The sequence below is a fragment of the Pseudomonas trivialis genome (assembly GCF_001439805.1).
GTDB classification, from domain to species: domain Bacteria; phylum Pseudomonadota; class Gammaproteobacteria; order Pseudomonadales; family Pseudomonadaceae; genus Aquipseudomonas; species Aquipseudomonas trivialis.
The window spans coordinates 26,103-52,096 of sequence record NZ_JYLK01000014.1 but is presented as its reverse complement, the minus strand read 5'-3'; the positions used below and the strand labels follow the sequence as shown (position 1 = coordinate 52,096).

The window sequence follows — 25,994 nt, the reverse complement described above, 5'->3', positions numbered from 1 at the left end:
GCTCTCCACAACAAACCTCAAGTGAAACCTTTTCCCATTCCGCTTGTCCCCGCTTCCCATGTCACCTCCCGCCTGCCAAATCCCTTAATTTTCCAAGCCTGCCGGAAGCCTCTTCAGGTCCCCGGCTGCGCCCGCTATTTCAAGGCGCCCAGCACGCCCGATTCAAACGGCAGCTGAAAACGGACTTTCTTCTCCCCCGTGACTTATCAGGCAGGTTACCCCCATGCAGTTCAGTGAATTATTGGCAGCGATTTCCACCCACGCGATCCGTCTGCAACTGGAAGAAGGCGACCTGATCATCCTCGGTGACGACGAGGCCCTGGATGACGCGCTATGGGATCAACTCATCGCCCACAAACCTCAGCTTCTCGAGCTGGTGGCCGAGCATGGTGGCGACTGGCTCAGCCCCGCCTACCGCATCACCCCGGACATGCTGGCGCTGGTCAGCCTCGACCAGGACGCCATCGACCGCATCGTCGCGGCCATCCCCGGTGGCGCAGCGAACGTGCAGGACATCTACCCGCTGGCGCCACTGCAGGAAGGCATGCTCTACCACCACCTTTCGGCGCAGCAGGGCGACCCCTACGTGCTGCACGCGCAATTCGTGTTCGACAGCCGCACCCGCCTGGACGCTTTCGCCCAGGCACTGCAATGGGTGATCGACCGCCACGACATTCTGCGCACCTCGCTGGTGTGGGAGCGTCTTGACGAGCCGCTGCAAGTGGTGTGGCGCAAGGCAACCCTGGCCTGCGAAGAAGCCCGCTTCAGCGGTGGCGACGTCCTCGCACAACTCGTCGCGCACCACGACCCGCGCAGTTATCGCATGGACCTGGGGCAGGCGCCGCTGCTGCGCCTGGTGTTCGCCAACGATCCGGCCAACCAGCGCGTGGTGGCGATGCTGCTGTTCCACCACACCATTCTCGACCACACCGCCCTCGACGTGGTGCGCCATGAAACCCAGCTGTACCTGGCCGGTCAGCAGGCCCTGGCGAGTGAGCCGGTGGCGTTTCGCAGCTACATCGCCCAGGTGCGCCATGGCGTCAGCGAGCAAGCCCATGAGGCGTTCTTTCGCACGATGCTGGCGGATATCGATGAGCCGACGCTGCCGTTCGGCCTGCAGGATGTGCAGGGTGACGGCCAGGGCATCGACGAAGCACGCATCCCCCTCGACAGCGACCTGAGCCGCCGCCTGCGCCGCCTGGCACGCCCACTGGGGGTGAGCGTGGCAAGCCTGATGCACGTGGCCTTTGCCCGTGTGCTGGGCGTGGTGTCCGGTCGCGAGGCGGTGGTGTTCGGCACCGTGATGCTGGGGCGCATGGGCGCCGGTGCAGGCGGTGAACGGGCGCTGGGCATGTTCATCAATACCCTGCCGTTGCGCGTGGATGTGGGCGGGCAGGGCGTGCGCGCCGAGGTCAAGGCGACCCACGCGCGCCTGACCGCCTTGCTCGACCATGAGCACGCGTCCCTGGCCCTGGCCCAACGCTGCAGCGGCGTGACGGCGCCCACACCGTTGTTCAGTGCGATGCTCAATTACCGCCACAGCGCGGCGACGGACATGGCCCAGGTGATCGACATCGCCGAAGGCATCCAGGTGCTCGGCGCCGAAGAGCGCACCAACTACCCGCTGACGGTCAACATCGACGACCTGGGCGAAGACTTCGCGCTGACGGTGATGGTCGACGCCTCCATCGGCGCGCAGCGCGTGGCCGACTACCTGCAGGTCGCCCTGCACAGCCTGGCCGACGCCCTGCACGAGCGACCGGACATGCCGCTCTGCGGCCTGAACATCCTGCCTGACACCGAGCGCAAGCATCTGCTGCACACGCTCAACCACTGCCCCACGTCTTATGCTGACACTGCGTTGATCCACCAGCAGGTCGAAGCCCACGCCGCCGCCCATCCCGACGCCGTCGCGTTGCGTTACGACCAGCAGCGCGTGACCTACCGCCAGCTCAACGAACGCGCCAACCAGGTCGCCCACCGCCTGCTTGCCCAGGGCATCCGTGCTGACGACCGCGTGGCGATCTGTGTGGAGCGCGGCGCCGAAATGATCATCGGCCTGCTCGGCATCCTCAAGGCCGGCGCCGGCTATGTGCCGATCGACCCGGCCTACCCGCAGGAACGCATCGCCTACACCCTGGCCGACAGCGCACCGCTGGCCGTGCTGGTGCAGGCCAATACCCGCCATCGGGTGGGCGACCTGGCGCAGATCGACTTGAGCGACCTGCGCGGTGAGTCCATCGTCAACCCGCGCGTGCCGCTCAGCCCGGCCAGCCTCGCCTATGTGATCTACACCTCGGGTTCCACCGGCCTGCCCAAGGGCGTGATGATCGAGCATCGCCAGGTCGCGCGTCTGTTCAGTGCCACCGAGCACTGGTTCGGTTTCAATCACACCGATGTGTGGGCGCTGTTTCACTCGTTTGCGTTCGACTTTTCCGTGTGGGAAATCTGGGGCGCGTTGATGCATGGCGGGCAGTTGCTGATCGTGCCGCAACTGGTCAGCCGTTCGCCGGATGCGTGCTATGCGCTGCTCTGCGAAGCCGGCGTGAGCATCCTCAACCAGACGCCGAGCGCGTTTCGCCAATTGATTGCGGCCCAGGGCCACAGCAGCGAAGCGCACTCCCTGCGCCAGGTGATTTTTGGCGGTGAAGCGCTGGAACCGGGCATGCTCAAACCCTGGTATGCCCGCGCGATCAACGCCGGCACGCAGTTGGTGAACATGTATGGCATCACTGAAACCACCGTGCACGTGACCTACCGCGCCCTCGAGGCGGCGGACGCGCGTCTGGTGGGGGTCAGCCCGATTGGCGTGCGCATTCCCGACCTGCAACTCTACGTGCTGGACGCCCAGCGCCAGCCGCTGCCCATGGGCGTGGTCGGCGAGCTGTACGTGGGCGGCGCCGGCGTTGCGCGCGGCTACCTGAACCGCGATGAACTGAACGCCGAACGCTTCCTGGCCGACCCGGCCACCGGCCTGCGCATGTACCGCACCGGCGACCTCGGCCGCCTGCTGGCCGATGGCAGCGTCGAGTACCTGGGGCGCAACGATGACCAGGTGAAGATCCGCGGCTTCCGCATCGAACTGGGCGAAATCCAGGCGCGCCTGGCCACCGCGCCGGGCGTGCGTGACGCGGTGGTTGTCGTGCGCGAAGACGAACCGGGCGACAAACGCCTGGTGGCCTACGTGATTGCCGACGGCACGCCCGATATCACTGCACTGCGCGACCATCTGCTGCTGAGCCTGGCCGAACACATGGTGCCGGCCGCCTTCGTGCTGCTCGACCAGTTCCCGCTGACCACCAACGGCAAGCTCGACCGCAAGGCCTTGCCCGCACCCGACGCCGATGCCGTGGCCCGGCGCGGCTACGCGGCCCCTCAGGGCGCAGTGGAAAGCACCCTCGCGGGCATCTGGCAGGAGTTGCTCAAGCTCGACCGGGTGGGCCGCGACGATAACTTTTTCGAGCTGGGCGGGCATTCTTTGCTGGCGGTCAAGCTGATCGAGCGCATGCGCCAGGTCGACCTCAGTGCCGACGTGCGCGTGCTGTTCGGTCAGCCCACGCTGGCGGCATTGGCCGCGGCGGTGGGCGGGCAGCACGAAGTGCAGGTGCCGGCCAACCTGATCAGCGCCGGCAGCGAGCGCATCACCCCGGACATGCTGCCGCTGATCGACCTCGACCAGGCGGCCATCGACCACATCCTGCACAGCGTGCCCGTGGCCAATGTGCAGGACATCTATGCCCTGGCGCCGTTGCAGGCCGGCATTCTCTACCATCACCTGGCAACCACCGAGGGCGATCCCTACGTGTTGCAGGTGCAGTTGCGCTTCGAACACCAGGCAGCGCTGGACGCCTTCGTTGACGCGCTGCACAGCGTGATCGAGCGCAATGACATTCTGCGCACCGCGATTCTCTGGGAAGGCCTGGATGAACCGGTGCAGGTGGTCCTGCGCCAGGCGCCGCTGGCGGTGGAGCGCATTGAGCATCAGGGCGGCGATGGACTGGCGCAACTGCAACAGCGCTTCGACCCCCGTCACTATCGCCTCGACCTGTCCCGCGCTTCGCTGATGCGCCTGGCCTACGCCGAGGAGCGGGGTGGCTTCGTCGGCATCCTGCTGTTGCACCACATCCTGCTCGACCACACCGCGCTGCAAGTGCTGGTGGAAGAAATGAGCGCCAGCCTGTCCGGTCGCAGCGCACAGCTGCCCGACGCGGTGCAGTACCGCAACTACGTGGCCCAGGCGCGCCTGGGGGTCAGCCAGGCCCAGCACGAAACGTTTTTCAGCGAGATGCTCGGCGATATCGACGAGCCGACGCTGGCCTTTGGTCTGCAGGATGTGAACGGCGACGGCAGCGGCATCGCCGAGGTTCATTTACCACTGGAACCGGCGCTGAGCCTGGGCCTGCGCGAACAGGCGCGACAGCTGGGCGTGAGCCCGGCCAGCCTGATGCACCTGGCCTGGGCGCAGGTATTGAGCCAGGTGTCCGGCCAGCAGGACGTGGTGTTCGGCACCGTGTTGCTGGGGCGCATGCACGGCGGCGAGGGCGCCGACCGCGCGCTGGGCATGTTCATCAACACCTTGCCGCTGCGGGTCAGCCTCGGCACCGTTGGCGTGCAGGCCGGCGTGCGCGCCACCCACGCGCGCCTGGCGCAATTGCTCGGCCATGAGCACGCTTCACTGTCCCTGGCCCAGCGTTGCAGCGGCGTGCCGGCTTCGCTGCCGTTGTTCAGCACCTTGCTCAACTACCGCCACAGCGCACCGGACGAAGCGCCGGGCGCCAGTCCGTTCGCGGGCTTTGGCATCGATATCCTCAGTTCCCAAGAGCGCAGCAACTACCCGCTGGTGCTGAGTGTCGATGACCTGGGCACGGGCTTTGCGCTGGCGGTGCAGGGCGTGGCCCAGGTCAATGTGCAGCGTGTGGGCGACTACATGCTGACCGCATTGCGCAACCTGCTGATCGCGCTGCAACAGGCGCCGACCACGGCGTTGCAGGCGGTGTCGATTCTGCCGCCGGGCGAGCGTCACCGACTGCTGGTGGACTTCAACGCCACCGCCCGCGAGTACCCCGCGCATCTCACCGTGCATCAATTGTTCGAAGCCCAGGCCCTGGCGCGTCCCGACGCGGTAGCAGCGGTGCATGGCCTGGTGTCCCTGAGCTACGGCGACCTCAACCGGCGTGCAAATCGACTGGCCCATCACCTGATCAACCAAGGCGTGCAGCCGGGAGAAAGCGTGGCGATTGCACTGCCACGCTGTTTCGACCTGCTGGTGTGTCAGTTGGCGATCCTCAAATGCGCGGCGGTGTATGTGCCGCTGGACATCAATGCCCCGGCGCAGCGCCAGGCCTTTATCATTCGCGACAGCGGCGCGCGGCGCGTGCTGGACAACCTCACCGAGCTGAACCTGGCGGCGCTGTCAGCGCAAAACCCGGTGCTTTCGCAATCGGCCGAGAGCGTTGCGTACATCCTCTACACCTCCGGTTCCACCGGCGCGCCGAAAGGTGTGCAGGTACCGCATCGGGCGATTTCGCGGCTGGTACTCAACAACGGTTATGCCGATTTCAACCGGGATGACCGTGTAGCGTTCGCCTCCAACCCGGCCTTCGACGCCAGCACGCTCGACGTGTGGGCGCCGTTGCTCAACGGCGGTTGCGTGGTGGTGGTCGACCACGCAGTGCTGTTGTCCCAGTCGGCGTTTGCCACGCTGTTGCAGGAGCAGGCCGTGAGCGTGTTGTGGATGACTGCCGGACTGTTCCACCAGTACGCCGACACATTGATGCCGGTGTTCGGCCAGTTGCGCTACCTGATCGTCGGCGGCGATGTGCTGGACCCTTCGGTGATAGGTCGCGTGCTTGCGCACGGCAAACCCCGACACCTGGTCAACGGCTACGGTCCGACCGAAGCCACTACCTTCTCCACCACGTTTGAGATCACCACGGCCGGCGCGGGCAGCATTCCGATTGGCCGCCCCATCGGCAATGCCCAGGCCTACGTGCTGAACGCGCGCCAGCAGCCGTTGCCTTTGGGCGTGACCGGTGAGTTGTATATTGGCGGGGCCGGTGTGGCCAAGGGGTACTTGAACCAGCCGCAATTGACCGCCGAGAAATTTATCCCGAACCCCTTTGGCGAAGGCCAGCTGTACCGCACCGGCGACCTGGCGTGCTGGCAGGCCGACGGCACCTTGCTGTACCTGGGGCGCAATGACCTGCAAGTGAAAATTCGCGGTTTCCGCATTGAACCCGGCGAAATTGAAGCCGGCATGGCCGCGTTCCCGCAGGTAAAGGATGCGGTTGTGATGGTCCGTGAAGACGAGCCTGGTGACAAACGCCTGGTGGCTTACTACACCGCCGCTGCAGCGCTGCCGATCGAAGCATTGCGCGACCACCTGCACGGTCGATTGCCGGATTACATGGTGCCTTCGGCCTATGTCTGGCTGGCGCTGTTGCCGCTGACTGCCAACGGCAAACTCGACCGCAAGGCCCTGCCGGCGCCGGACCACGCTGCGCTGCTCAGTCGCGGCTACGAGGCCCCGCAAGGCGAGGTGGAAGCCGTGCTGGCGCAAATCTGGCAGGACGTTCTCAAGCTGGAGCGCGTGGGCCGGCATGATCACTTCTTCGAACTGGGCGGGCATTCGCTGCTGGCGGTGAGCCTGATCGAACGCATGCGTCAGGTCGGCCTCAGCGCCGATGTGCGCGTGCTGTTCAGTCAGCCGAGCCTGGCCGCGTTGGCGGCGGCCATCGGCAGTGGCCGCGAGATTGTGGTGCCGGCCAATGGCATCGCACCGGGCTGCACGCACATCACCCCCTCCATGTTGAGCCTGGTGCAGCTCGACCCGGCGGCCATCGAGCGTGTCGTCGCGACCGTGCCCGGTGGCGCGGCCAATGTGCAGGATATCTATCCGCTGGCGCCGTTGCAGGAAGGCATCCTCTACCACCACATCAGCGCCGAACAGGGCGATCCCTACCTGCTGCAATCGCGCATGGCGTTCGACAGTCTTGAACGTTTGCACAGCTTCATGGGCGCGCTGCAACACGTGGTTGCGCGCCACGATATTCTGCGCACCGGCGTGGTCTGGGAAGGCCTGGACAGCCCGGTGCAAGTGGTATGGCGCAAGGCGCAGCTGGTGGTGCAAGCCATTGATCTGGCCCCGGCGGATGGCGACATCATCGAGCAGTTGCACGGGCGTTTCGATGCGCGGCATTACCGCCTGGACATCACCCAGGCGCCGCTGTTGCGCATGGTCTACGCCGAGGATCCGGTCAATAACCGCGTGGCGGCGATCCTGCTGTTCCACCACCTGGCGCTGGACCACACCGCCATGGAAGTGGTGGGCCAGGAAATGCGCGCGTTCCTGTTCGACCAGGCCGATGCGTTGCCCGAGCCCGCGCCGTTTCGCAACTACGTGGCCCAGGCGCGCCTGGGGGTGAGCACCGCCGAGCATGAGCAGTTCTTCCGCGAAATGCTCGCCGACATTGATGAACCGACGCTGCCGTTTGGCGTGCAGGACGTGCAGGGCGACGGGCGCGCTATCGAAGAGGCCGAGTTGCCCCTCGACGCCGCGCTGGCTCAGCGCGTGCGTGAGCAGTCGCGGCAGCTGGGCGTAAGTGCCGCCAGCCTGATGCACCTGGCGTGGGCGCAGGTGCTGGGGCTGGTGTCCGGGCGCGACGACGTGGTGTTCGGCACTGTATTGATGGGCCGCATGCAGGCCGGCGACGGCGCCGACCGCGCGCTGGGGATGTTCATCAACACCCTGCCATTGCGCGTCGATGTGACCGCCAGCGCGGCGGTGGCGGTCAAGGCCACCCACACACGCTTGAGCGCGTTGCTGGGCCATGAACACGCGTCGCTGGCGCTGGCCCAGCGCTGCAGTGGCGTGGCGAACTCAACGCCGCTGTTCAGCGCCTTGCTCAACTACCGTCACAGCACCCCCGGCGAAATGGCCCGCGATGGCCATGGCATCTGGGAGGGCGTGCAACTGCTCGGCGGTGAAGAGCGCAGCAACTATCCGCTGACCTTGAGCGTGGATGACCTGGGCACTGACTTCAGCTTGAGCGTGCTGGCTTTGCCACAGATTGGCGCGCAGCGGCTGTGTGGCTATATGCATAACGCCGTGGAGCAACTCGTCGGCGCCCTGGAAAACAACCCGAGAACCGCGCTGAACCAGCTGCACATTCTGCCGTCGGCCGAGCGCGACACCCTGCTGCGTGACTTCAATGCCACCGCCCGGGATTTCCCCCGCGGTCAGACCCTGCATGGCGCTTTCGAAGTCCAGGCCGAGCGCCAACCCCAGGCGGTTGCCGTGCAGCAGGACGACGAATCACTGACCTATCAGCAACTCAATCAACGCGCCAACCAACTGGCCCATCACCTGCTGACACTGGGCGTGCAACCGGACGACCGCGTGGCGATCTGCTGCCGTCGCGGCCCGCAGATGCTGGTGGGCCTGCTCGGTATTCTCAAGGCAGGCGCCGGCTACGTGCCCATCGACCCGGCGTACCCGGCCGAACGCATCGCCTACCTGCTGCAGGACAGCGCGCCGGTGGCGGTGCTGGCCGAATCCAGTACCCGCGAGCTTTTGGGCAAGGTCAGCAGTATCGACCTGCACGACCCACGCTGGCAGCACCGCGCGGTTGATAATCCGCAGCTCGCCAACCTGACCCCGGCGCACCTGGCCTACGTCATCTACACCTCCGGCTCCACCGGCCAGCCCAAGGGTGTGATGGTGGAACACCGCAGTGTCGAGAATCTGCTGCATTGGCACTGCGCGGCCTTCGGTCTGAAAGCCTCAGGACATACCAGCAGCCTGGCAGGCTTCGGTTTCGATGCGATGGCCTGGGAAGTCTGGCCGGCGCTGTGCATAGGCGCGACCCTGCACCTGCCGCCCGCTCAGGTGGGCAATGAAAACATCGACGAACTGCTGGCCTGGTGGCTGGCGCAACCGCTGGACGTGAGCTTTCTGCCCACGCCAGTGGCCGAATACGCGTTCAGCCAGCCGCTGCAACACCCGACCTTGCGCACGCTGCTGATCGGCGGCGATCGCCTGCGCCAGTTCACCCACGAGCAGCGCTTTGCGGTGATCAACAACTACGGCCCCACTGAAGCCACGGTGGTCGCGACCTCCGGCCGCATGCGCGCCGGGCAGGTCTTGCACATCGGCCGGCCCGTGGCCAACGCCACCAGCTACGTGCTGGATGCCCAACTGCGCCCGGTGCCGGTGGGCGTGGCCGGTGAGTTGTACGTGGGCGGCAGCGGCGTGGCGCGCGGTTACCTGAACCGCCCGGACCTGACCGCCGAACGCTTCCTGCAAGACCCGTTCAACGAGGGCCGTATGTACCGCACCGGCGACCTGGTGCGCTGGCTGCCCGACGGCAACCTGGAATACCTGGGCCGCAACGACGATCAGGTGAAAGTGCGCGGCGTGCGCGTGGAACTCGGTGAAATCGAAAGCCGCCTGGCGGCCCTGGACGGCATTCGCGAAGCGGTGGTGCTGGTGCGCGAAGGCCGCCTGCTGGCCTGGTTCACCGAGCAGCGCGCGCTGGATATCGAGGGCCTGCGCGCGCGCCTGCAGACGCAGTTGCCCGAGGCGCTGGTGCCGGTCGCCTATATGCGCCTGGATGCGTTGCCGCTGACTGCCAACGGCAAGCTGGACCGCAAGGCGCTGCCGGAGCCGGATCAATCCGCCTTGCTCAGCCGCGCCTACGAAGCCCCGCAGGGTGACGTCGAAACCACCCTGGCGCGCATCTGGGCCGAGGTATTGCAGGTGGAGCAAGTCGGTCGCCATGACCACTTCTTCGAGCTGGGCGGGCATTCGTTGCTGGCCGTGAGCCTGATCGAGCGCATGCGCCAGGTCGGCCTGAGCGCCGATGTGCGCGTGCTGTTCAGCCAGCCGACCCTGGCCGCGCTGGCCGCCGCCGTGGGCAGCGGCCGCGAAGTGCAGGTGCCGGCCAACCGTATCGCGGCCGATTGCCAACGCATCACGCCGGACATGTTGGCGCTGGTCAGCCTCGACCAATCGACGATCGATCAGGTGGTCGCGCAGGTGCCGGGTGGCGCCGCCAATGTGCAGGACATTTACCCGCTGGCGCCGTTGCAGGAGGGCATCCTTTACCACCACATCAGCGCCGGGCAGGGCGACCCGTACCTGCTGCAATCGCACCTGGCCTTCGACAGCCTCGAGCGTCTGGACGCCTTTGCAGAGGCGTTGCAACAGGTGATCGACCGTCACGATATCTTGCGTACCGGCGTGGTGTGGGACGGCCTGGCGCAACCACTCCAAGTGGTGTGGCGCGAGGCCCGATTGAGCATGATGGAACTGCACCTGCAAGGCGACGTACTGGCAGGCCTGCATGAACGCTTCGATGCGCGGCGCTTTCGTCTGGACATCAGCCAGGCGCCGTTGATCCGCGTGAACTATGCCCAGGACCCGGCCAACGGGCGCGTAGTGGTGGTGTTGCTCTATCACCATATCGCCCTGGACCACACGGCATTCGACGTGGTGCTGCGCGAAATGCAGGGCCATCTGCTCGGCCACGGCGCGCCCACGGCAGCGCCGATGCCGTATCGCAACTATGTGGCCCAGGCGCTGTTGGGCGTCAGCGAGCAGGAGCACGAAGCATTTTTCCGCGACATGCTCGGCGACATTGACGAGCCGACGCTGCCGTTCGGTTGGCAGGACGTGCGCGGCGACGGCCATCAAATCGAAGAATACAGCCTGCGTCTGGACGCCCAATTGAATCGCGGCCTGCGTGCCCAGGCACGTTTACTGGGGGTGAGCACCGCGAGCCTGTTCCATTTGGCCTGGGCCCAAGTGCTGGCCGCGACATCCGGTCGCCACAATGTGGTATTTGGCACCGTGCTGGTGGGCCGCCTGCAAGGTGGCGAGGGCGCCGACCGTGCGCTGGGGGTGTTTATCAATACCTTGCCGTTGCGTCTGGATATCGACGCTCAGGGCGTCAAGACGGCGGTGCGCGCCACCCATGATCGACTCAGCGCATTGCTTGGGCATGAGCATGCCTCCCTGGCGCTGGCCCAGCGTTGCAGTGGCGTGGCGGCCCCGGCGCCGCTGTTCAGTTCAATGCTCAACTACCGCCATCGCGGCATGGCCACGCGTTCGGCTGGAGCACAGCAGGCCTGGCAAGGCATGCAGACCCTGGCCAACGACGGGCGCACCAACTACCCGCTGAGCCTGAATGTGGACGACCTGGGCGACGGTTACGATGTCACTGCCCTGGCCCGCCTGGACGCGCAACGGGTGTGCGGCTACATGCAGACGGCTTTGGCCCGCCTGGTCGAAGCGCTGGAGCAGGCGCCGCAGCAGCCGATCAATCGCCTGTCGATCCTCGGCGAGCAGGAACGCCGGCAAGTGCTGCAGGGCTTCAACGCCACCGAGGTGGCTTACAACCTCGACCAGACCCTGCACGGCCTGTTCGAAGCGCAAGTGGTGCGTACGCCGCACGCGGTGGCGGTGAAGGCTGATCATCAACAGCTGACCTACCAGCAACTCAACGAGCGCGCCAACCGTTTGGCCCATCACTTGCGTGACCTCGGCGTGCAGCCGGATACGCGGGTGGGCATTTGCGTGGAGCGTGGCCTGGACATGGTGGTGGGCCTGTTCGCGATCCTCAAGGCCGGCGGCGGTTATGTGCCGCTCGACCCGGCCTATCCCCAGGAGCGCATCGCCTACATGCTGCACGACAGCGCGCCGGTGGTGGTGCTGGCCCAATCCGCCACGCGGGCACTGCTGGGGAATGTGCCGGTGATCGACCTCGACCACGGCACCTGGCAGCACCAGCGCGCCACCAACCCCGAGGTGCCGGCGCTGACCGCACGGCACCAGGCCTACGTGATCTACACGTCCGGCTCCACCGGCCAGCCCAAGGGCGTGATCAACGAGCATGCCGGCGTGGTCAACCGCCTGCTGTGGATGCAGGACGCCTATGGCCTCAACGCCGACGATGCGGTGTTGCAGAAAACCCCGTTCAGCTTCGATGTGTCGGTGTGGGAGTTCTTCTGGCCGCTGTTTACCGGCGCACGCCTGGTAATGGCGCGTCCGGGCGGGCACAAGGAGCCGGCGTACCTGTGCGAGGTGATCCAGGCCGAGCGCATCACCACGCTGCACTTTGTGCCGTCGATGCTCGATGTGTTCCTCGCCCACGGCGATGTCAGCCAGGCGGCGGGGCTGCGGCAGGTGATGTGCAGCGGCGAGGCGTTGCCGGGCAGCCTGGTGCGACGCTTCAAGCAGCAGTTGCCGGACATCGGCCTGTACAACCTGTATGGCCCGACCGAGGCGGCAGTGGACGTCACCGCGTGGAATTGCGCGCGTGCGGACGTACCGGACAACACGCCCATCGGCAAACCCATCGCCAACACCCGCATGTACGTGCTGGATGCGCAGTCGCAGCCCGTGCCCCTGGGGGTGGTGGGTGAGCTGTTCATTGGCGGGGTGCAGGTGGCGCGCGGTTATCTCAACCGCGCGGACCTCAGCGCCGAACGCTTCCTCGATGACCCGTTCAACGGCGGCCGCATGTACCGCACCGGCGACATCGGCCGCCACTTGCCCGACGGTAATATCGAGTACCTGGGGCGCAACGATGACCAGGTGAAGATCCGTGGCCTGCGCATCGAGCTGGGCGAGATCCAGGCGCGCCTGATCGAGCATCCGGCGGTCAAGGATGCGGTGGTGATGGCCCGTGACGAACGCCTGGTCGCCTATTACACCGGCGCACCGGCCGGGATCGACAGCCTGCGTGCGCACTTGCTGCAGCACCTGCCGGACTTCATGGTGCCCGCGCTGTTCGTGCACCTGGACGCCTTGCCCCTGAGCCCCAACGGCAAGCTCGACCGCAAGGCGCTGCCCGAACCCGGCCTGCAGGCGCTGAGCGTGCGTGAGTACGCCACGCCCGAAGGCGACACCGAAACCCTCATGGCCGCGCTGTGGGCCGAGCTGCTCAAGGTGGAGCGGGTAGGGCGGCATGACAATTTCTTTGAACTGGGCGGGCATTCGCTGCTCGCCGTGAGCTTGATCGGGCGCTTGCGCCAGGAAGGCATGGAAGCCGATGTGCGGGCGCTGTTCGAACAGCCGACCCTGGCCGGCTACGCCGCTATAACCGAACGAATGGAGATCGTCCTATGAGCCTCAATCAACTGCTGGCGACGCTGAAAACCAAGGACATCCAACTGGCCCTCAAGGGTGAACAGTTGTCGGTGCAAGGCAACAAACAGGCATTGAGCGAGCCGGCGATACTCGCCGCGCTGCGCGAGCACAAACCGGCGCTGATCGAGCTGATCAAGGCTGGCGACTACACCGCGACCAAGGCCGGTGAAGTGCAGGTGCCGGCCAATGGCATCCCCGCTGGCGCAACGCGCATCACCCCGGACATGCTGACCCTGTCCACCCTGAGCCAGGAAGAGATCGAGCGCATTGTCGCCAGCGTCGACGGCGGCGTGGCGAATATTCAGGACATTTACCCGCTGGCGCCGCTGCAGGAAGGCATTCTGTTCCACCACGTCAGCGCCGAGCAGGGCGACCCCTATGTGATGCAGTCGCAGTTCGCCTTCGACAGCCTTGAGCGTTTCGAGGCGTTTGCCCAGGCGCTGCAAAGCGTCATGGACCGGCACGATATTCTGCGCACCGGCGTGGTGTGGGACGGTCTGCAACAGCCGTCGCAGGTGGTGTGGCGCCAGGCGCGCCTGCCGGTGCAGGCCCTTGAGCTGGACCCGGCCGACGGCGATATCGCCGCGCAACTGCACGCGCGCTTCGACGCCCGCCATTATCGTTTGGATGTGACCCAGGCCCCGCTGCTGCGCCTGGTCTATGCCGAGGACCTGGCCAACCAGCGCCTCGTTGCTACCTTGCTGTTCCACCACATGGCCCTGGATCACAGCGCCCTTGACGTGGTGTGCCACGAAATGCAGGCCTGCCTGTTGGGGCAGGGCGCGGTGCTGGGCCAGGCGGTGCCGTTTCGCAACTATGTGGCACAGGCCCGTCTGGGCATCAGCGAGCAGGAACACGAAAGCTTCTTCCGGCAGATGCTTGGCGACATCAGTGAGCCGACGCTGCCATTTGGCCTGCAGGATGTGCAGGGCGATGCGCGCGGCATTGCCGAGGTCAGCCTGCCGCTGGCGGCCGAGTTGTGCCAGCGCCTGCGCACGCAGGCGCGGTTGTTGGGGGTGAGCGCCGCGAGCCTGTTTCACATGGGCTGGGGCCAGGTGTTGGGCGTATTGGCCGGCAAGCAACAGGTGGTGTTCGGCACTGTGCTGATGGGGCGTATGCAGGGCAGCCACGCCACGGACCGCGCCTTGGGTATTTTCATCAACACCCTGCCGTTTCGCGTCGACGTGGACGGTCAGGCGGTACGTGCCGGGGTCAAGGCCACCCACGCGCGGCTGACCACCTTGATGCGCCATGAGCATGCAGCGCTGGCCCTGGCCCAGCGTTGCAGCGGCGTGACCGCGCCCACGCCGTTGTTCAGCGCGTTGCTCAACTATCGCCACAGTGCCCCGGCGGCGAGTGCCGAAGCGGTTGCGGCCTGGCAGGGCATCTCGGCGCTGCGCGCCGAGGAACGCACCAATTACCCGCTGACCCTTAGCGTCGATGACCTGGGCGACGGTTTCGGCCTGAGCCTGCTGGCCAGCACCCAGGTCGATCCGCAACGCGTCTGCGCCTATCTGCAAACCGCCCTGGAAAACCTGGTGACGGCCCTGGAACAGGCGCCGCACACCGCGCTGGATCAACTGCCGGTGGTGCCCGCCGCCGAGCAACACCTGTTGCTGGAAACACTCAACGCGACCGCCGCCGATTTCCCCCAGGGCACCACCCTGCATGGGCGCATCGAGATCCAGGCCGCGCTGACGCCGGATGCCATCGCCGCCGTGCATCAAGGCCGCCAGTTGACCTATGCCGAGTTGAACCAGCAGGCCAACCTGCTGGCCCATCACCTGCTGGCGCTGGGCGTGAAACCGGATGACCGCGTCGCCATCGTCGCCCGCCGTGGCCTGGACACCCTGACCGGCTTGCTGGCGATCCTCAAGTCCGGCGCCTGCTACGTGCCCGTCGACCCCTCGCACCCGGCCGAACGCCTGGCCTACCTGCTCAGCGACAGCGCACCGGTGGCGGTACTCACTCAGCATGCGTTGCTCGAGCGTCTGCCCGCGCTGGACGTGCCGGTGATCAATCTGGACCGCTGCACCTGGCAGCATCACTCGGCAAGCAATCCGCAGGTCGCGGTCACGCCGTCGAACCTTGCGTATGTGATCTACACCTCCGGTTCCACCGGCCTGCCCAAGGGCGTGATGGTCGAGCACCACACCGTGGCCAACCTGGTGGACTGGCATTGCCGCGCTTTCGACCTGTGCGCCGGACGCCACACCGCCAGCGTCGCCGGTTTCGGCTTTGACGCGATGGCCTGGGAAGTCTGGCCGGCGCTGTGCGTGGGCGCGACCCTGCACCTGCCGCCGGCCAGCGACGGCACCGAAGACATCGACGCGCTGCTGGCTTGGTGGTGTGCGCAACCTCTGGATGTGTGCTTTTTGCCCACGCCGGTGGCCGAGTACGCGTTCAGCCAGCAGATCGAGCACCCGACCCTGCGCACCCTGCTGATCGGCGGCGACCGCCTGCGCGCGTTCAACCGTGGGCAAACCTTCGAGGTGATCAACAACTACGGGCCCACCGAAGCCACGGTGGTCGCCACCTCCGGCAAGGTCGAGGCGGGCCGCGCCTTGCACATCGGCAAACCCATCGCCAATGCGCGGGTCTACCTGCTCGACGCCCAACAGCGTCCGGTGCCATTGGGCGTGGCCGGGGAATTGTATGTGGGCGGCAGCGGCGTGGCGCGCGGTTACCTCAACCGGCCCGAAATGACCGCCGAACGCTTCCTGCAGGACCCGTTCAGCCAGGGCCGCATGTACCGCACCGGCGACCTGGCGCGCTGGTTGCCCGATGGCAATCTCGAGTACCTGGGGCGCAACGACGATCAGGTGAAGATCCGCGGCATGCGCATCGAACTCGGCGAAATCGAAACCCGGCTCAACCAGTTGCCAGGCATTCAGGAAGCGGTGGTGCTGGTGCGTGAAGAGCGGCTGGTGGCGTATTTCACCGAAAACCCGCAACTCGAGCCCCAGGATGTCGGCGCCCTCCGAGCGCACCTGGTGGCGCATTTGCCGGACTACATGGTCCCGGTCGCCTACATGAAACTCGACGCGCTGCCGCTGACCGCCAACGGCAAACTCGACCGCAAGGCCCTGCCGGCCCCGGACAGCGCCGCCGTGTTCAGCCGTGACTACGAGGCCCCCGAGGGCGACATCGAAACGCTGCTGGCGCAGATCTGGGCCGATGTCCTGCAGGTGGAACGCGTGGGCCGACGCGATCATTTCTTTGAATTGGGCGGGCATTCGTTGCTGGCGATGCGCATGGTCTCGCAGATTCGCCAGCGCCTGGGCGTCGAGCTGCTGCTGGCCGATCTGTTTGCCAATGCCGAACTGGCGGCGGTCGCTCAGGTGCTGGCCAAGGCCGGGCGCAGCACCTTGCCGTCGATCATGCCGGCCAACCGTGATGATGCCGTGCCATTGTCGTTTGCCCAGCAGCGCCTGTGGTTCCTGGCGTTGATGGAGGGGGCCAACACCGCCTACAACATTCCCATCGGCCTGCGGTTGCGTGGTCAATTACACGTCGAGGCTTTGCAGCGCGCCCTGGCACGCATCGTCGCGCGCCATGAAACCCTGCGCAGCCGCTTCGCCCAGCATGGCGACGAGGCTCAAGTGCTGATTGTGCCCGCAGAAGACGTGCTGCCCTTGCAGGTGCAAGACCTGCGTCGCCATCCGCAGCCGCAGCAGGCGCTGGACGCATTGATCCACGGCGAAGCCTCGGCGCCGTTCGACCTGGAGCGCGGCCCGTTGCTGCGCGGGCGACTGGTGGTGATGGCCGACGAGCACCATGTGCTGTTGCTGACCCTGCATCACATCGTCTCCGATGGCTGGTCCATGGGGGTGCTCACCCGTGAACTGATGGCCCTTTACCAGGCTTTCAGCCACGGCCAGCCTGACCCGCTGCCGCCACTGGCGATCCAGTACGCGGACTTTGCCGTGTGGCAACGCCTGTGGTTGAGCGGCGAGGTGCTGCAGCGCCAAAGCGACTATTGGCAGCAGGCGCTGGCCGGGGTGCCGGCCTTGCTGGCCTTGCCCACCGACCGCCCGCGCCCGGCGCAGCAGGACTACGCCGGCAGCAGCGTCGAAGTGCGTCTGGACGAACGCCTGACCGCCGGTCTCAAGGCCCTGAGTCAGCGCCATGGCGTCACGCTGTACATGACCTTGATGAGCGCCTGGGCGTCGTTACTGGCACGATTGTCCGGGCAGCAGGACCTGGTGATCGGCACGCCGGTGGCCAACCGCGCGCGCAGCGAGGTGGAAGGACTGATCGGCCTGTTCGTCAACACCCTGGCGGTGCGTATCGATACATCGGGTGAGCTGACTACCGAGGCGTTGTTGGCACGGGTCAAGGCGTTGACTCTGGCGGCCCAGGCCCATCAGGACCTGCCGTTCGAACAGGTGGTGGAAATTGCCCGGCCGGTGCGCAGCCTGGCGCACAGCCCGTTGTTCCAAACCTTGTTTAGCTGGCAGGACAGCAGTGCACCAGCCCTGGCGCTTGGCGACCTGGCCCTGGAAGGCATCATGGAAGACAGCCACTTTGCCAAGTTCGACCTGTCATTGAACCTGAGTGAAGTGCGCGGCAGCATCCTCGGCGCGCTGGAATATGCCAGCGCGCTGTTTAACGAGGCGACGATGCAGCGCCACGTGGGCTACTTCACCCGCGTGCTGCAGGCCATGGTCGACAACGACCAGGCTGTGCTGGAGCACACGCCGCTGGTGGGCGAGCGCGAGCGTCAGCACCTGCTGGTCGACTTCAACGCCACCGCTGTCAACTACAACCTCGAGCAGACCCTGCACGGGATGTTCGAAGCACAGGTTCAACGTACGCCGCAGGCTGTCGCGGTCACGGCTGGCGAGCAGCACCTGACCTATGCCCAGCTCAACGCCCAGGCTAACCAATTGGCCCATCACCTGCTGGGTCTTGGCGTGGAGCCGGGGACGCGGGTGGCGATCTGTGTCGAGCGCGGCCTGGAAATGGTTGTCGGCCTGTATGCGATTCTCAAGGCCGGCGCCGCCTATGTGCCGCTGGACCCGGCGTATCCGCTGGAGCGTATCGCCTACATGCTGCAAGACAGCGCGCCCAAGGTGGTATTGGCCCAAGGCGCTACTCAGGCGTTGTTGGGCGAGGTGCCGGTGGTCGATCTGGACCGGTCGACCTGGCAGCATCAGTCGGTCGAAAACCCTGGCGTACCCGGAGTGAGCGCCTACGTGATCTACACCTCCGGCTCCACCGGCCAGCCCAAGGGGGTGATCAATGAGCATGCCGGCGTGGTCAATCGTTTGTTGTGGATGCAGGACGCCTTCGGTCTGAGCGCCGCTGACAGCGTGTTGCAGAAAACCCCGTTCAGTTTCGACGTGTCGGTATGGGAGTTCTTCTGGCCGCTGTACACCGGCGCGCGCCTGGTGATGGCACGTCCCGGCGGGCACAAAGACCCTGAGTACCTGTGCGAGGTGATCGAGGCAGAGCAGATCACGACCTTGCACTTTGTACCGTCGATGCTGGACGTGTTCCTCGCCCACGGCGACGTCAGCCGGGTGGCTGGGCTGCGCCGGGTGATCTGCAGCGGCGAAGCCTTGCCGGGCAGCCTGGTGCGGCGCTTCAAGCAGCAGTTGCCGGGCAGCGAACTGCATAACCTGTACGGCCCCACCGAAGCGGCGGTGGATGTGACGGCGTGGAACTGCGCAGGCCCGGTAACGCCGGACAACACGCCCATCGGCAAGCCGATTGCCAACACGCGCATGTACGTGCTGGATGGGCAGCTGCAACCAGTGCCGCTGGGCGTTGTCGGCGAGTTGTTCATCGGCGGTGTGCAAGTGGCGCGGGGTTATCTGAATCGTCCCGAGCTTACCGCCGAGCGCTTTCTTGACGATCCTTTTGTGACTGGGCGCATGTACCGTACCGGCGATGTGGGGCGCTATTTGCCCGATGGCACTATCGAATACCTGGGTCGCAATGACGATCAAGTCAAGATTCGCGGCCTGCGCATTGAGCTGGGCGAAATTCAGGCACGGCTGACAGAGTACCCGGCGATTGGCGAGGCCGCCGTGGTAGCCCGCGAGCAACGTCTGGTGGCCTATTACACGGGCGTGGCCAGCCCCGTCGACGTGCTGCGTGCGCACCTGTTGCAGCATCTGCCGGAGTTCATGGTGCCTGGAGCTTTTGTGCACCTTGATGCGTTGCCCCTGAGCCCCAATGGCAAGCTCGACCGCAAGGCGTTGCCTGAGCCTGGTCTGGAGGTGCTGGCGGCGCGCGAATACGAATTGCCTCAGGGCGATACCGAAATAGCCCTGGCCAGCCTGTGGGCCGAGTTGCTCAACGTGGAACGCGTGGGCCGTCACGACAACTTTTTTGAGCTGGGCGGGCACTCATTGTTGGCGGTCAGCCTGGTGGGGCGTATGCGGCGCCTGGGCTTGTCAGCGGACGTGAAAGTGCTGTTCGGCCAGCCGACATTGGCGGCCCTGGCGGCCGCGCTGGGGGGGAGTCGCGAAGTGGCGGTGCCGGCCAACGGCATTGCTGCCGATTGCATGCAGATCACACCGGACATGCTGACGCTGATCCAACTGGATCAGCTCGCCATCGAGCGTATCGTTGCCTGCATTCCCGGTGGCGCAGCGAATGTGCAGGATATTTACCCGCTGGCGCCGTTGCAGACGGGCATTCTTTATCAGCATCGTGCTGCGCCGGGCGACGACACATACGTGTTGCAAGCGCAGTTTGCCTTCGACAACCGTTTGCGCCTGGACGCCTTCGCCAGTGCCTTGCAGGCAGTGATTCAGCGGCACGACATCCTGCGTTCGTCTTTTCACTGGGACGGCCTTGAGCAACCTGTGCAGGTGGTGTGGCGTGAAGCCTTGCTCAGTGTCGAAGCAGACGCGGTGACACCGCGTCTGGACCCGGCGCAGGCCCCGTTGATGCGTCTGGTATACCGTGAGGAAGCACAGCGCGTTGTTGCTACGTTGCTGTTCCATCATCTGGTGATGGACCACGTTGCGCTGGATATCCTGCAGCACGAAATGCAGGCATTTTTGCTCGGGCGCGAGGCCGGGTTGGGCGCTGCGGTGCCGTACCGCAACTATGTGGCCCAGACCTGCCTGGGTGTTGACGACCATGAGGCGTTCTTTTGCGAGATGCTGGGCGATATCGACGAGCCGACCTGTGTGCCGGAACTGGGCGGCGACCAGAAGGCCGAGTGGGCGCTCGACCTCAGCGTGAGCCAACGGGTGCGGGTGCAGGCACGCAAGGCCGGCGTAAGTGCGGCGAGCCTGATGCACCTGGCCTGGGCCCATGTGCTGGGCAAGGTGTCGGGCCGTGAGCAGGTGGTATTCGGCAGTGTGTTGCTCGGCCGCTTGCAGGGCGGTGAAGGCGCCGAGCGGGCCATGGGCGTTTTTATCAACACCTTGCCGCTGCGGGTCGATCTGGGCGAGCAGTCGGTACACAGCGCATTGCGTGCTACCCATGCACGCCTGACCCAATTGCTCGACCACGAACATGCGCCCCTGGCCCTGGCCCAGCGTTGCAGCGCGGTGCCGGTGGCGACGCCGCTGTTCAATGTGCTTTTCAACTATCGACACAGTGCGCCGCAAGTGGGCGGTGTGGCCGAGGCCTGGCAAGGCATCCAGTTGCTCAAGGCCGAGGAGCACACCAGCTACGGTATTTCCTTGAGTGTGGATGACCTCGGCGAACGTTTCTGCTTCAAGGCCACCGGGCAGGGCGCCCGCCGGTTATGCACCTACCTGCAGGTTGCTGTCGAACAACTGGTGCAGGCGCTTGAGTGCGACCCGGATACCATCGTCAGCCGCTTGCCGATCCTGCCCAGTGCGGAGCGCCTGCAACTGTTATCAGGTTTTAATGCGACCACCCGCAGCTTCGCGCGCGAACACACGGTGCAGCGCCTGTTCGAAGCCCAGGCCCTGGCGCGTCCCGACGCGGTGGCGCTGATGCAGGGTGCGCAGGTGTTGAGTTACGGTGAGCTGAACAGTCGCGCCAACCGCCTCGCTCATCATCTGCTCGGCCTGGGTGTGCAGCCTGGTGCCAACGTCGCAGTGCTGTTACCGCGTTCGATTGATCTGGTGGTCAGCCAACTGGCGATTCTGAAGTGTGCCGCCGCGTATGTGCCGCTGGACATCAGCGCCCCCGCCGAGCGCCAGGGTTTCATGTTGCACGACAGCGGGGCAGCCTGGTTGATGACGCGCAGCGATGTGCTTGCCGGTGCGGGTGTGAGTCGCCTGAACCTCGACACCTTGGCACTCGACCTGCAACCGAGCCACAACCCGGACCTGTCGCAGTCGTCTCAGGGCACGGCGTATATCATGTACACCTCCGGTTCCACCGGCACGCCAAAGGGCGTACTGGTGCCCCATCGCGGCATTACGCGGCTGGTGATCAACAACGGCTACGCCGACTTCAATGCCGGCGACCGCGTGGCCTTTGCCTCCAACCCGGCGTTCGACGCGAGCACCATGGACGTGTGGGGGCCCTTGCTCAACGGTGGGCAGGTGCAGGTGATCGACCATGCGACGTTGCTCGATCCGGTGGCTTTGGGTGAAGCCTTGGTCGGCGTCACGGTGCTGTTCGTCACCACGGCGCTGTTCAATCAGTATGTGCAATTGATCCCCGAGGCTTTGGCGGGGTTGCGCATTCTGCTGTGCGGCGGCGAGCGCGCCGACCCGGCGGCGTTCCGCAGCCTGTTGGCGCGGGCACCGGCCTTGCGGCTGGTGCATTGCTACGGGCCGACGGAGACCACCACCTACGCCACCACTTACGAAGTGCGCGCGCTGGCCGATGACGCCGACAGCGTGCCGATTGGCCGGCCGATTTCCAATACCCAGGTGTATGTGCTGGATGCGCAGTTGCAGCCCACGCCGCAGGGCGTGGTCGGTGAAATCTGCATCGGTGGCGAAGGCGTCGCCAATGGGTACTTGAATCGCCCGGAGCTGACGGCCGAAAAGTTCGTGCAGAACCCGTTCAATACCGGCGCCTTGTTGTACCGCAGCGGTGACCTCGGGCGCTGGACGGCGGACGGTTTGCTGGAGTGTGTCGGGCGCACTGACGACCAGGTGAAAATTCGTGGTTTTCGTATCGAGCCAGGCGAGATCGAAGCGCGCCTGGCGACCTGCGCGGGCCTTCAGGATGTGGTGGTGCTGGTGCGCGAGGACGTGCCGGGGGACAAGCGCCTGGTGGCGTATTTCACCTGGGCCGCCGAGCCAGTTGCGATTGACAGCGTGCGCGCCCACCTGCAATGCCAACTGCCGGACTATATGTTGCCGTCAGCCTATGTGCCGCTGGCGCAGTTGCCATTGACGGCCAACGGCAAGGTCGACCGCAAGGCCTTGCCGCCGCCCGCTCCGGAGGTTCTGTCCAGTCGCGAATTCGAAGCGCCGGCCGATGCCCTGGAGCAGACGCTGGCAGGGTTGTGGGCTGGCGTGTTGAAGGTGGAGCAGGTAGGGCGTCACGACAGCTTCTTTGAGCTGGGCGGGCACTCGCTATTGGCGATTCGGCTGGTCAATCTGATGGACGAAGCGGGGCTTGCAGTGTCGCTGGCCGAGCTGTTCCAACATGCCAGCGTGGCGTCGGTCGCCTCAATGCTGCGCCAGCGCACGCAGGCACCCGTGCGTGACAGTGCGGTGATCAGCGTACGCACTGCGGGTACGCAGGCGCCTTTGTTCCTGGTGCACGAGTTCAGCGGTATGGATGTGTACTTTCCGGCGCTGGGTCAGCATCTGCCTGGTGACTATCCCATTTACGGCTTGCCGGGCGTGCCACTGGGCGAAGCGCACCTGTACACGATGGAAGGCCTTGCGGCGCGCATGGTCGGGCTGATTCGCAGTATTCAGCCCCACGGGCCTTATCGGGTGGCGGGTTGGTCCTTTGGTGGCGTGCTGGCCTATGAAGTCGCCGTGCAGTTGCTGGGGCTGGATGAGCCGGTGGCATTTCTCGGCTTGATCGACAGTTATGTGCCGCGCATGACCGACCAGGGCAAGGCGCGGTGGAGCGGGCCGGACGCGCTCAAGCGACATTTGCTGCTGCAGTGCACGGCGTATTGGACAGTACAGGGAGGTCTGGATGAGTTGGCGAGCCTTGGACAATTGGAGGCAGCAATTGGACAGCTGGACTTTGCGGCTCTGCTGCAACGCTGTCGCGATGAGGGTCTGCTATACGCGCAAATGGCGGCGGCTGCGGACGCGGACCTGCTGAGTTTTATCGAACGGGAAGTGGGACATGGGCACGCATTGGCGCATTACAGCCTGTTCCCGCTGCCGGTCGCGGTGCATCTGTTCAGCGCACGGGAGCGGCCTACCGAGTTGTCGCAGCGCAGTGATTCGTTGGGGTGGGACGCTGCTCTGGCACCGGGACAACTGCGTCAGGTGGAGGTGCCGGGTGATCATCAGAGCATGATGCAGGCGCCGCATATCCGTGAGCTGGGGGCTGCGATGTCGGCTGCCCTGGCAGCCTCGTTACCGGTGACGCAGGCGGCCCATCAGCCGCTGCTGCGTATCCAAGGCGGCCGGCCGGGGTTTGCACCGGTGTTCTGCGTACCGGGGGCGGGCGACAGCGTGACCGGGTTCGTGGGCTTGGGCGAAGCGCTCGGGCGTGACTGGCCGCTGTTTGGCCTGCAGCCGCGCGGGCTGGACGGCGAGGCCGTGCCTCACAGCCAGGTCGAGGCGGCGGCGCAGTGTTACCTCACGGCGCTGGAACAGGAATGCCCGCACGGGCCGGTGCATCTGATCGGGCATTCGTTCGGCGGCTGGGTCGCGCTGGAGATGTCGCTGCGCTTGCAGGCGGCCGGGCGTGAGGTGGCGTCGTTGACCGTGATCGACAGTGAAGCGCCGGGCGGCAATGGCGTGGTGGGGCGGCCGTATACGTCGACGGCGGCGTTGTTGCGGCTGATCGAGGCGATGCAGTTGTCGGCCGGCCGGCCGCTGGGGATTGATCCGGTGGAATTTGCCGGGCGCGATGAAGTGACGCAGCGGCACGCGTTGCATGCCGGGATGGTGGCGGTCGGATTACTGCCCGCGCGGGCGGCGGTGGAGGCGATGGTCGGGCCGGCGCGCACGTATGCGGCGGCGTTGCGCACGGTGTATCGGCCTGCGCGGCGGTATGGCGGGGTGGTGAGGTTGGTGCTGGCGCAGGATCCTGCGCTGGATGCGGTGGGCAATCTGCGCGAGCAGGGGGCGATGATCGAGGGGTGGCGTGGGCAGGGCGCAGGGCTTGAGGTTTGGTATGGCGGGGGCAATCACTTTACGTTGCTCAAGGCGCCCAATGTTTCCGGGTTGGCCAAGTGGTGGCTTGAGTCGCTGGTTGTTGGGGAGGTGGTGTCGTGACGGGTGTATGCCGCTCAAATTGTGGGAGGGGGCTTGCTCCCGATGAGGGTGGGTCAGTCAGCTTATTGGTAGCTGACACACTGCCATCGGGAGCAAGCCCCCTCCCACATTTGGATCGCCATCTTTCAGGAGAGTATCAATCTGCTTGGTTCTGCTTTGGCTTTGGCTTTGGCTTTGGCCTTTGATCTTGCTTTTGATCTCAGGCGCCCCGTTAAACACGCTGGCCGAGTGTTGGGGCAAGAGCCCTTTGGTTACTTTGGGCTGGGCCGGCATTCCGGCTTTTCCAAAGTGACCCGCCGTTAGGGCGGAACCCTAAGCAGCCGTTACCGCAGCAACGGATATACCCCCAAAAACCTCATCATCTTTTATGGGCATTTATGCAAACGTCTAAATTCCGCAAAATCGGCTTATTCACCCTGTTGGCCATCGCCATCGGCCTGATCATCTACGCCCTACAGGCCCCCGCCGACACCCCCCAATACCTGACAGCCACCGCCGAACGCGGCGACATCGAAAACGCCGTCCTGGCCACCGGCCTGCTCGAAGGCATCAAACAAGTCGACGTCGGCGCCCAGGTCTCCGGCCAACTGAAATCCCTCAAGGTCAAAGTCGGCGACAAGGTGAAAAAGGGCCAATGGCTCGCCGAAATCGACCCCCTGATCCTGCAGAACACCCTGCGCAAGGCCCAGGTCGACGAAGAAAACCTCCAGGCCCAGCGCCGCGCCACGGCGGCGCAGCTCAAGCAGGCCAAGTCGGTGTACGAGCGCTACAAGGGCCTGCAGATCGACGAGTCAGTGTCCCGTCAGGACTTCGAAGACGCCGAGTCAACCTACCAGGTACAGCAGGCCAACCTGCTGTCGCTGGATGCGCAGATCAAGAGCGCGCATATCCAGATCGACACCGCCAAGGTCAACCTGACCTACACCCGCATCAATGCGCCCATCGACGGCGATGTGGTGGGCATCGTCACCCAGGAAGGCCAGACGGTGATCGCCAACCAGCTGGCGCCGGTACTGCTCAAGCTGGCGGACCTGGACACCATGACCGTCAAGGCCCAGGTGTCCGAGGCGGATGTGATTCATATCAGCCCCGGCCAGCAGGTGTACTTCACCATTCTCGGCGAGGCCGACAAGCGCTATTACGCCAAACTGCGCGGCACGGAGCCGGCGCCGCAGAACTTCCTCGAGACCCAGAGCGCCGGCACGCCCAAGCAGAACACGGCGGTGTTCTATAACGCGCTGTTCGACGTGCCCAACCCCGACCATCGCCTGCGTATCGCCATGACCGCCCAGGTGCGTATCGTGCTCGACACTGCCCAAGGGGCGCTGATGGTGCCGGTGGCGGCGCTGGGCGCGCGCAACAACGATGGCAGCTATGCGCTGCGGGTGCTGGATGCCAAGGGCAAGGCGCTGGCGCGCAACGTGAAGACCGGCATCAACAACAACGTCAAGGTGCAGATCCTCGACGGCCTGGTCGAGGGCGACAAGGTGGTGATCGGCGACGCCACGCCTGCCGTGGCGGGGAACTGAGCC

At 65.5% G+C, this 25,994-nt stretch carries 3 protein-coding genes; all 3 read left to right on the top strand.

Annotated elements, in window-relative coordinates; genetic code table 11:
• Positions 1–223: 223 nt before the first annotated feature.
• Positions 224–13,129, top strand: a complete 12,906-nt coding sequence (locus TU79_RS18860; protein WP_057009415.1) for a non-ribosomal peptide synthetase — start codon at positions 224–226, stop codon at positions 13,127–13,129.
• Positions 13,126–24,462 (top strand): non-ribosomal peptide synthetase, encoded by an 11,337-nt coding sequence (locus tag TU79_RS18855; protein WP_057009414.1) that lies wholly within the window; start codon positions 13,126–13,128, stop codon positions 24,460–24,462. Before TU79_RS18860 ends, TU79_RS18855 begins: the two co-directional genes overlap by 4 nt.
• Positions 24,463–24,839: 377 nt before the next feature.
• On the top strand, positions 24,840–25,991 hold the full coding sequence (gene macA / locus TU79_RS18845; RefSeq protein ID WP_057009412.1) for a macrolide transporter subunit MacA: 1,152 nt from the start codon (positions 24,840–24,842) through the stop codon (positions 25,989–25,991).
• The last annotated feature ends 3 nt before the right edge of the window (positions 25,992–25,994 follow it).

Bases quoted from the DNA above. Each gene is read 5' to 3' on its own strand.
- TU79_RS18855 (WP_057009414.1), top strand. From the start codon at position 13,126: ATGAGCCTCAATCAACTGCTGGCGACGCTGAAAACCAAGGACATCCAA.
- TU79_RS18860 (WP_057009415.1), top strand. From the start codon at position 224: ATGCAGTTCAGTGAATTATTGGCAGCGATTTCCACCCACGCGATCCGT.
- macA (WP_057009412.1), top strand. From the start codon at position 24,840: ATGCAAACGTCTAAATTCCGCAAAATCGGCTTATTCACCCTGTTGGCC.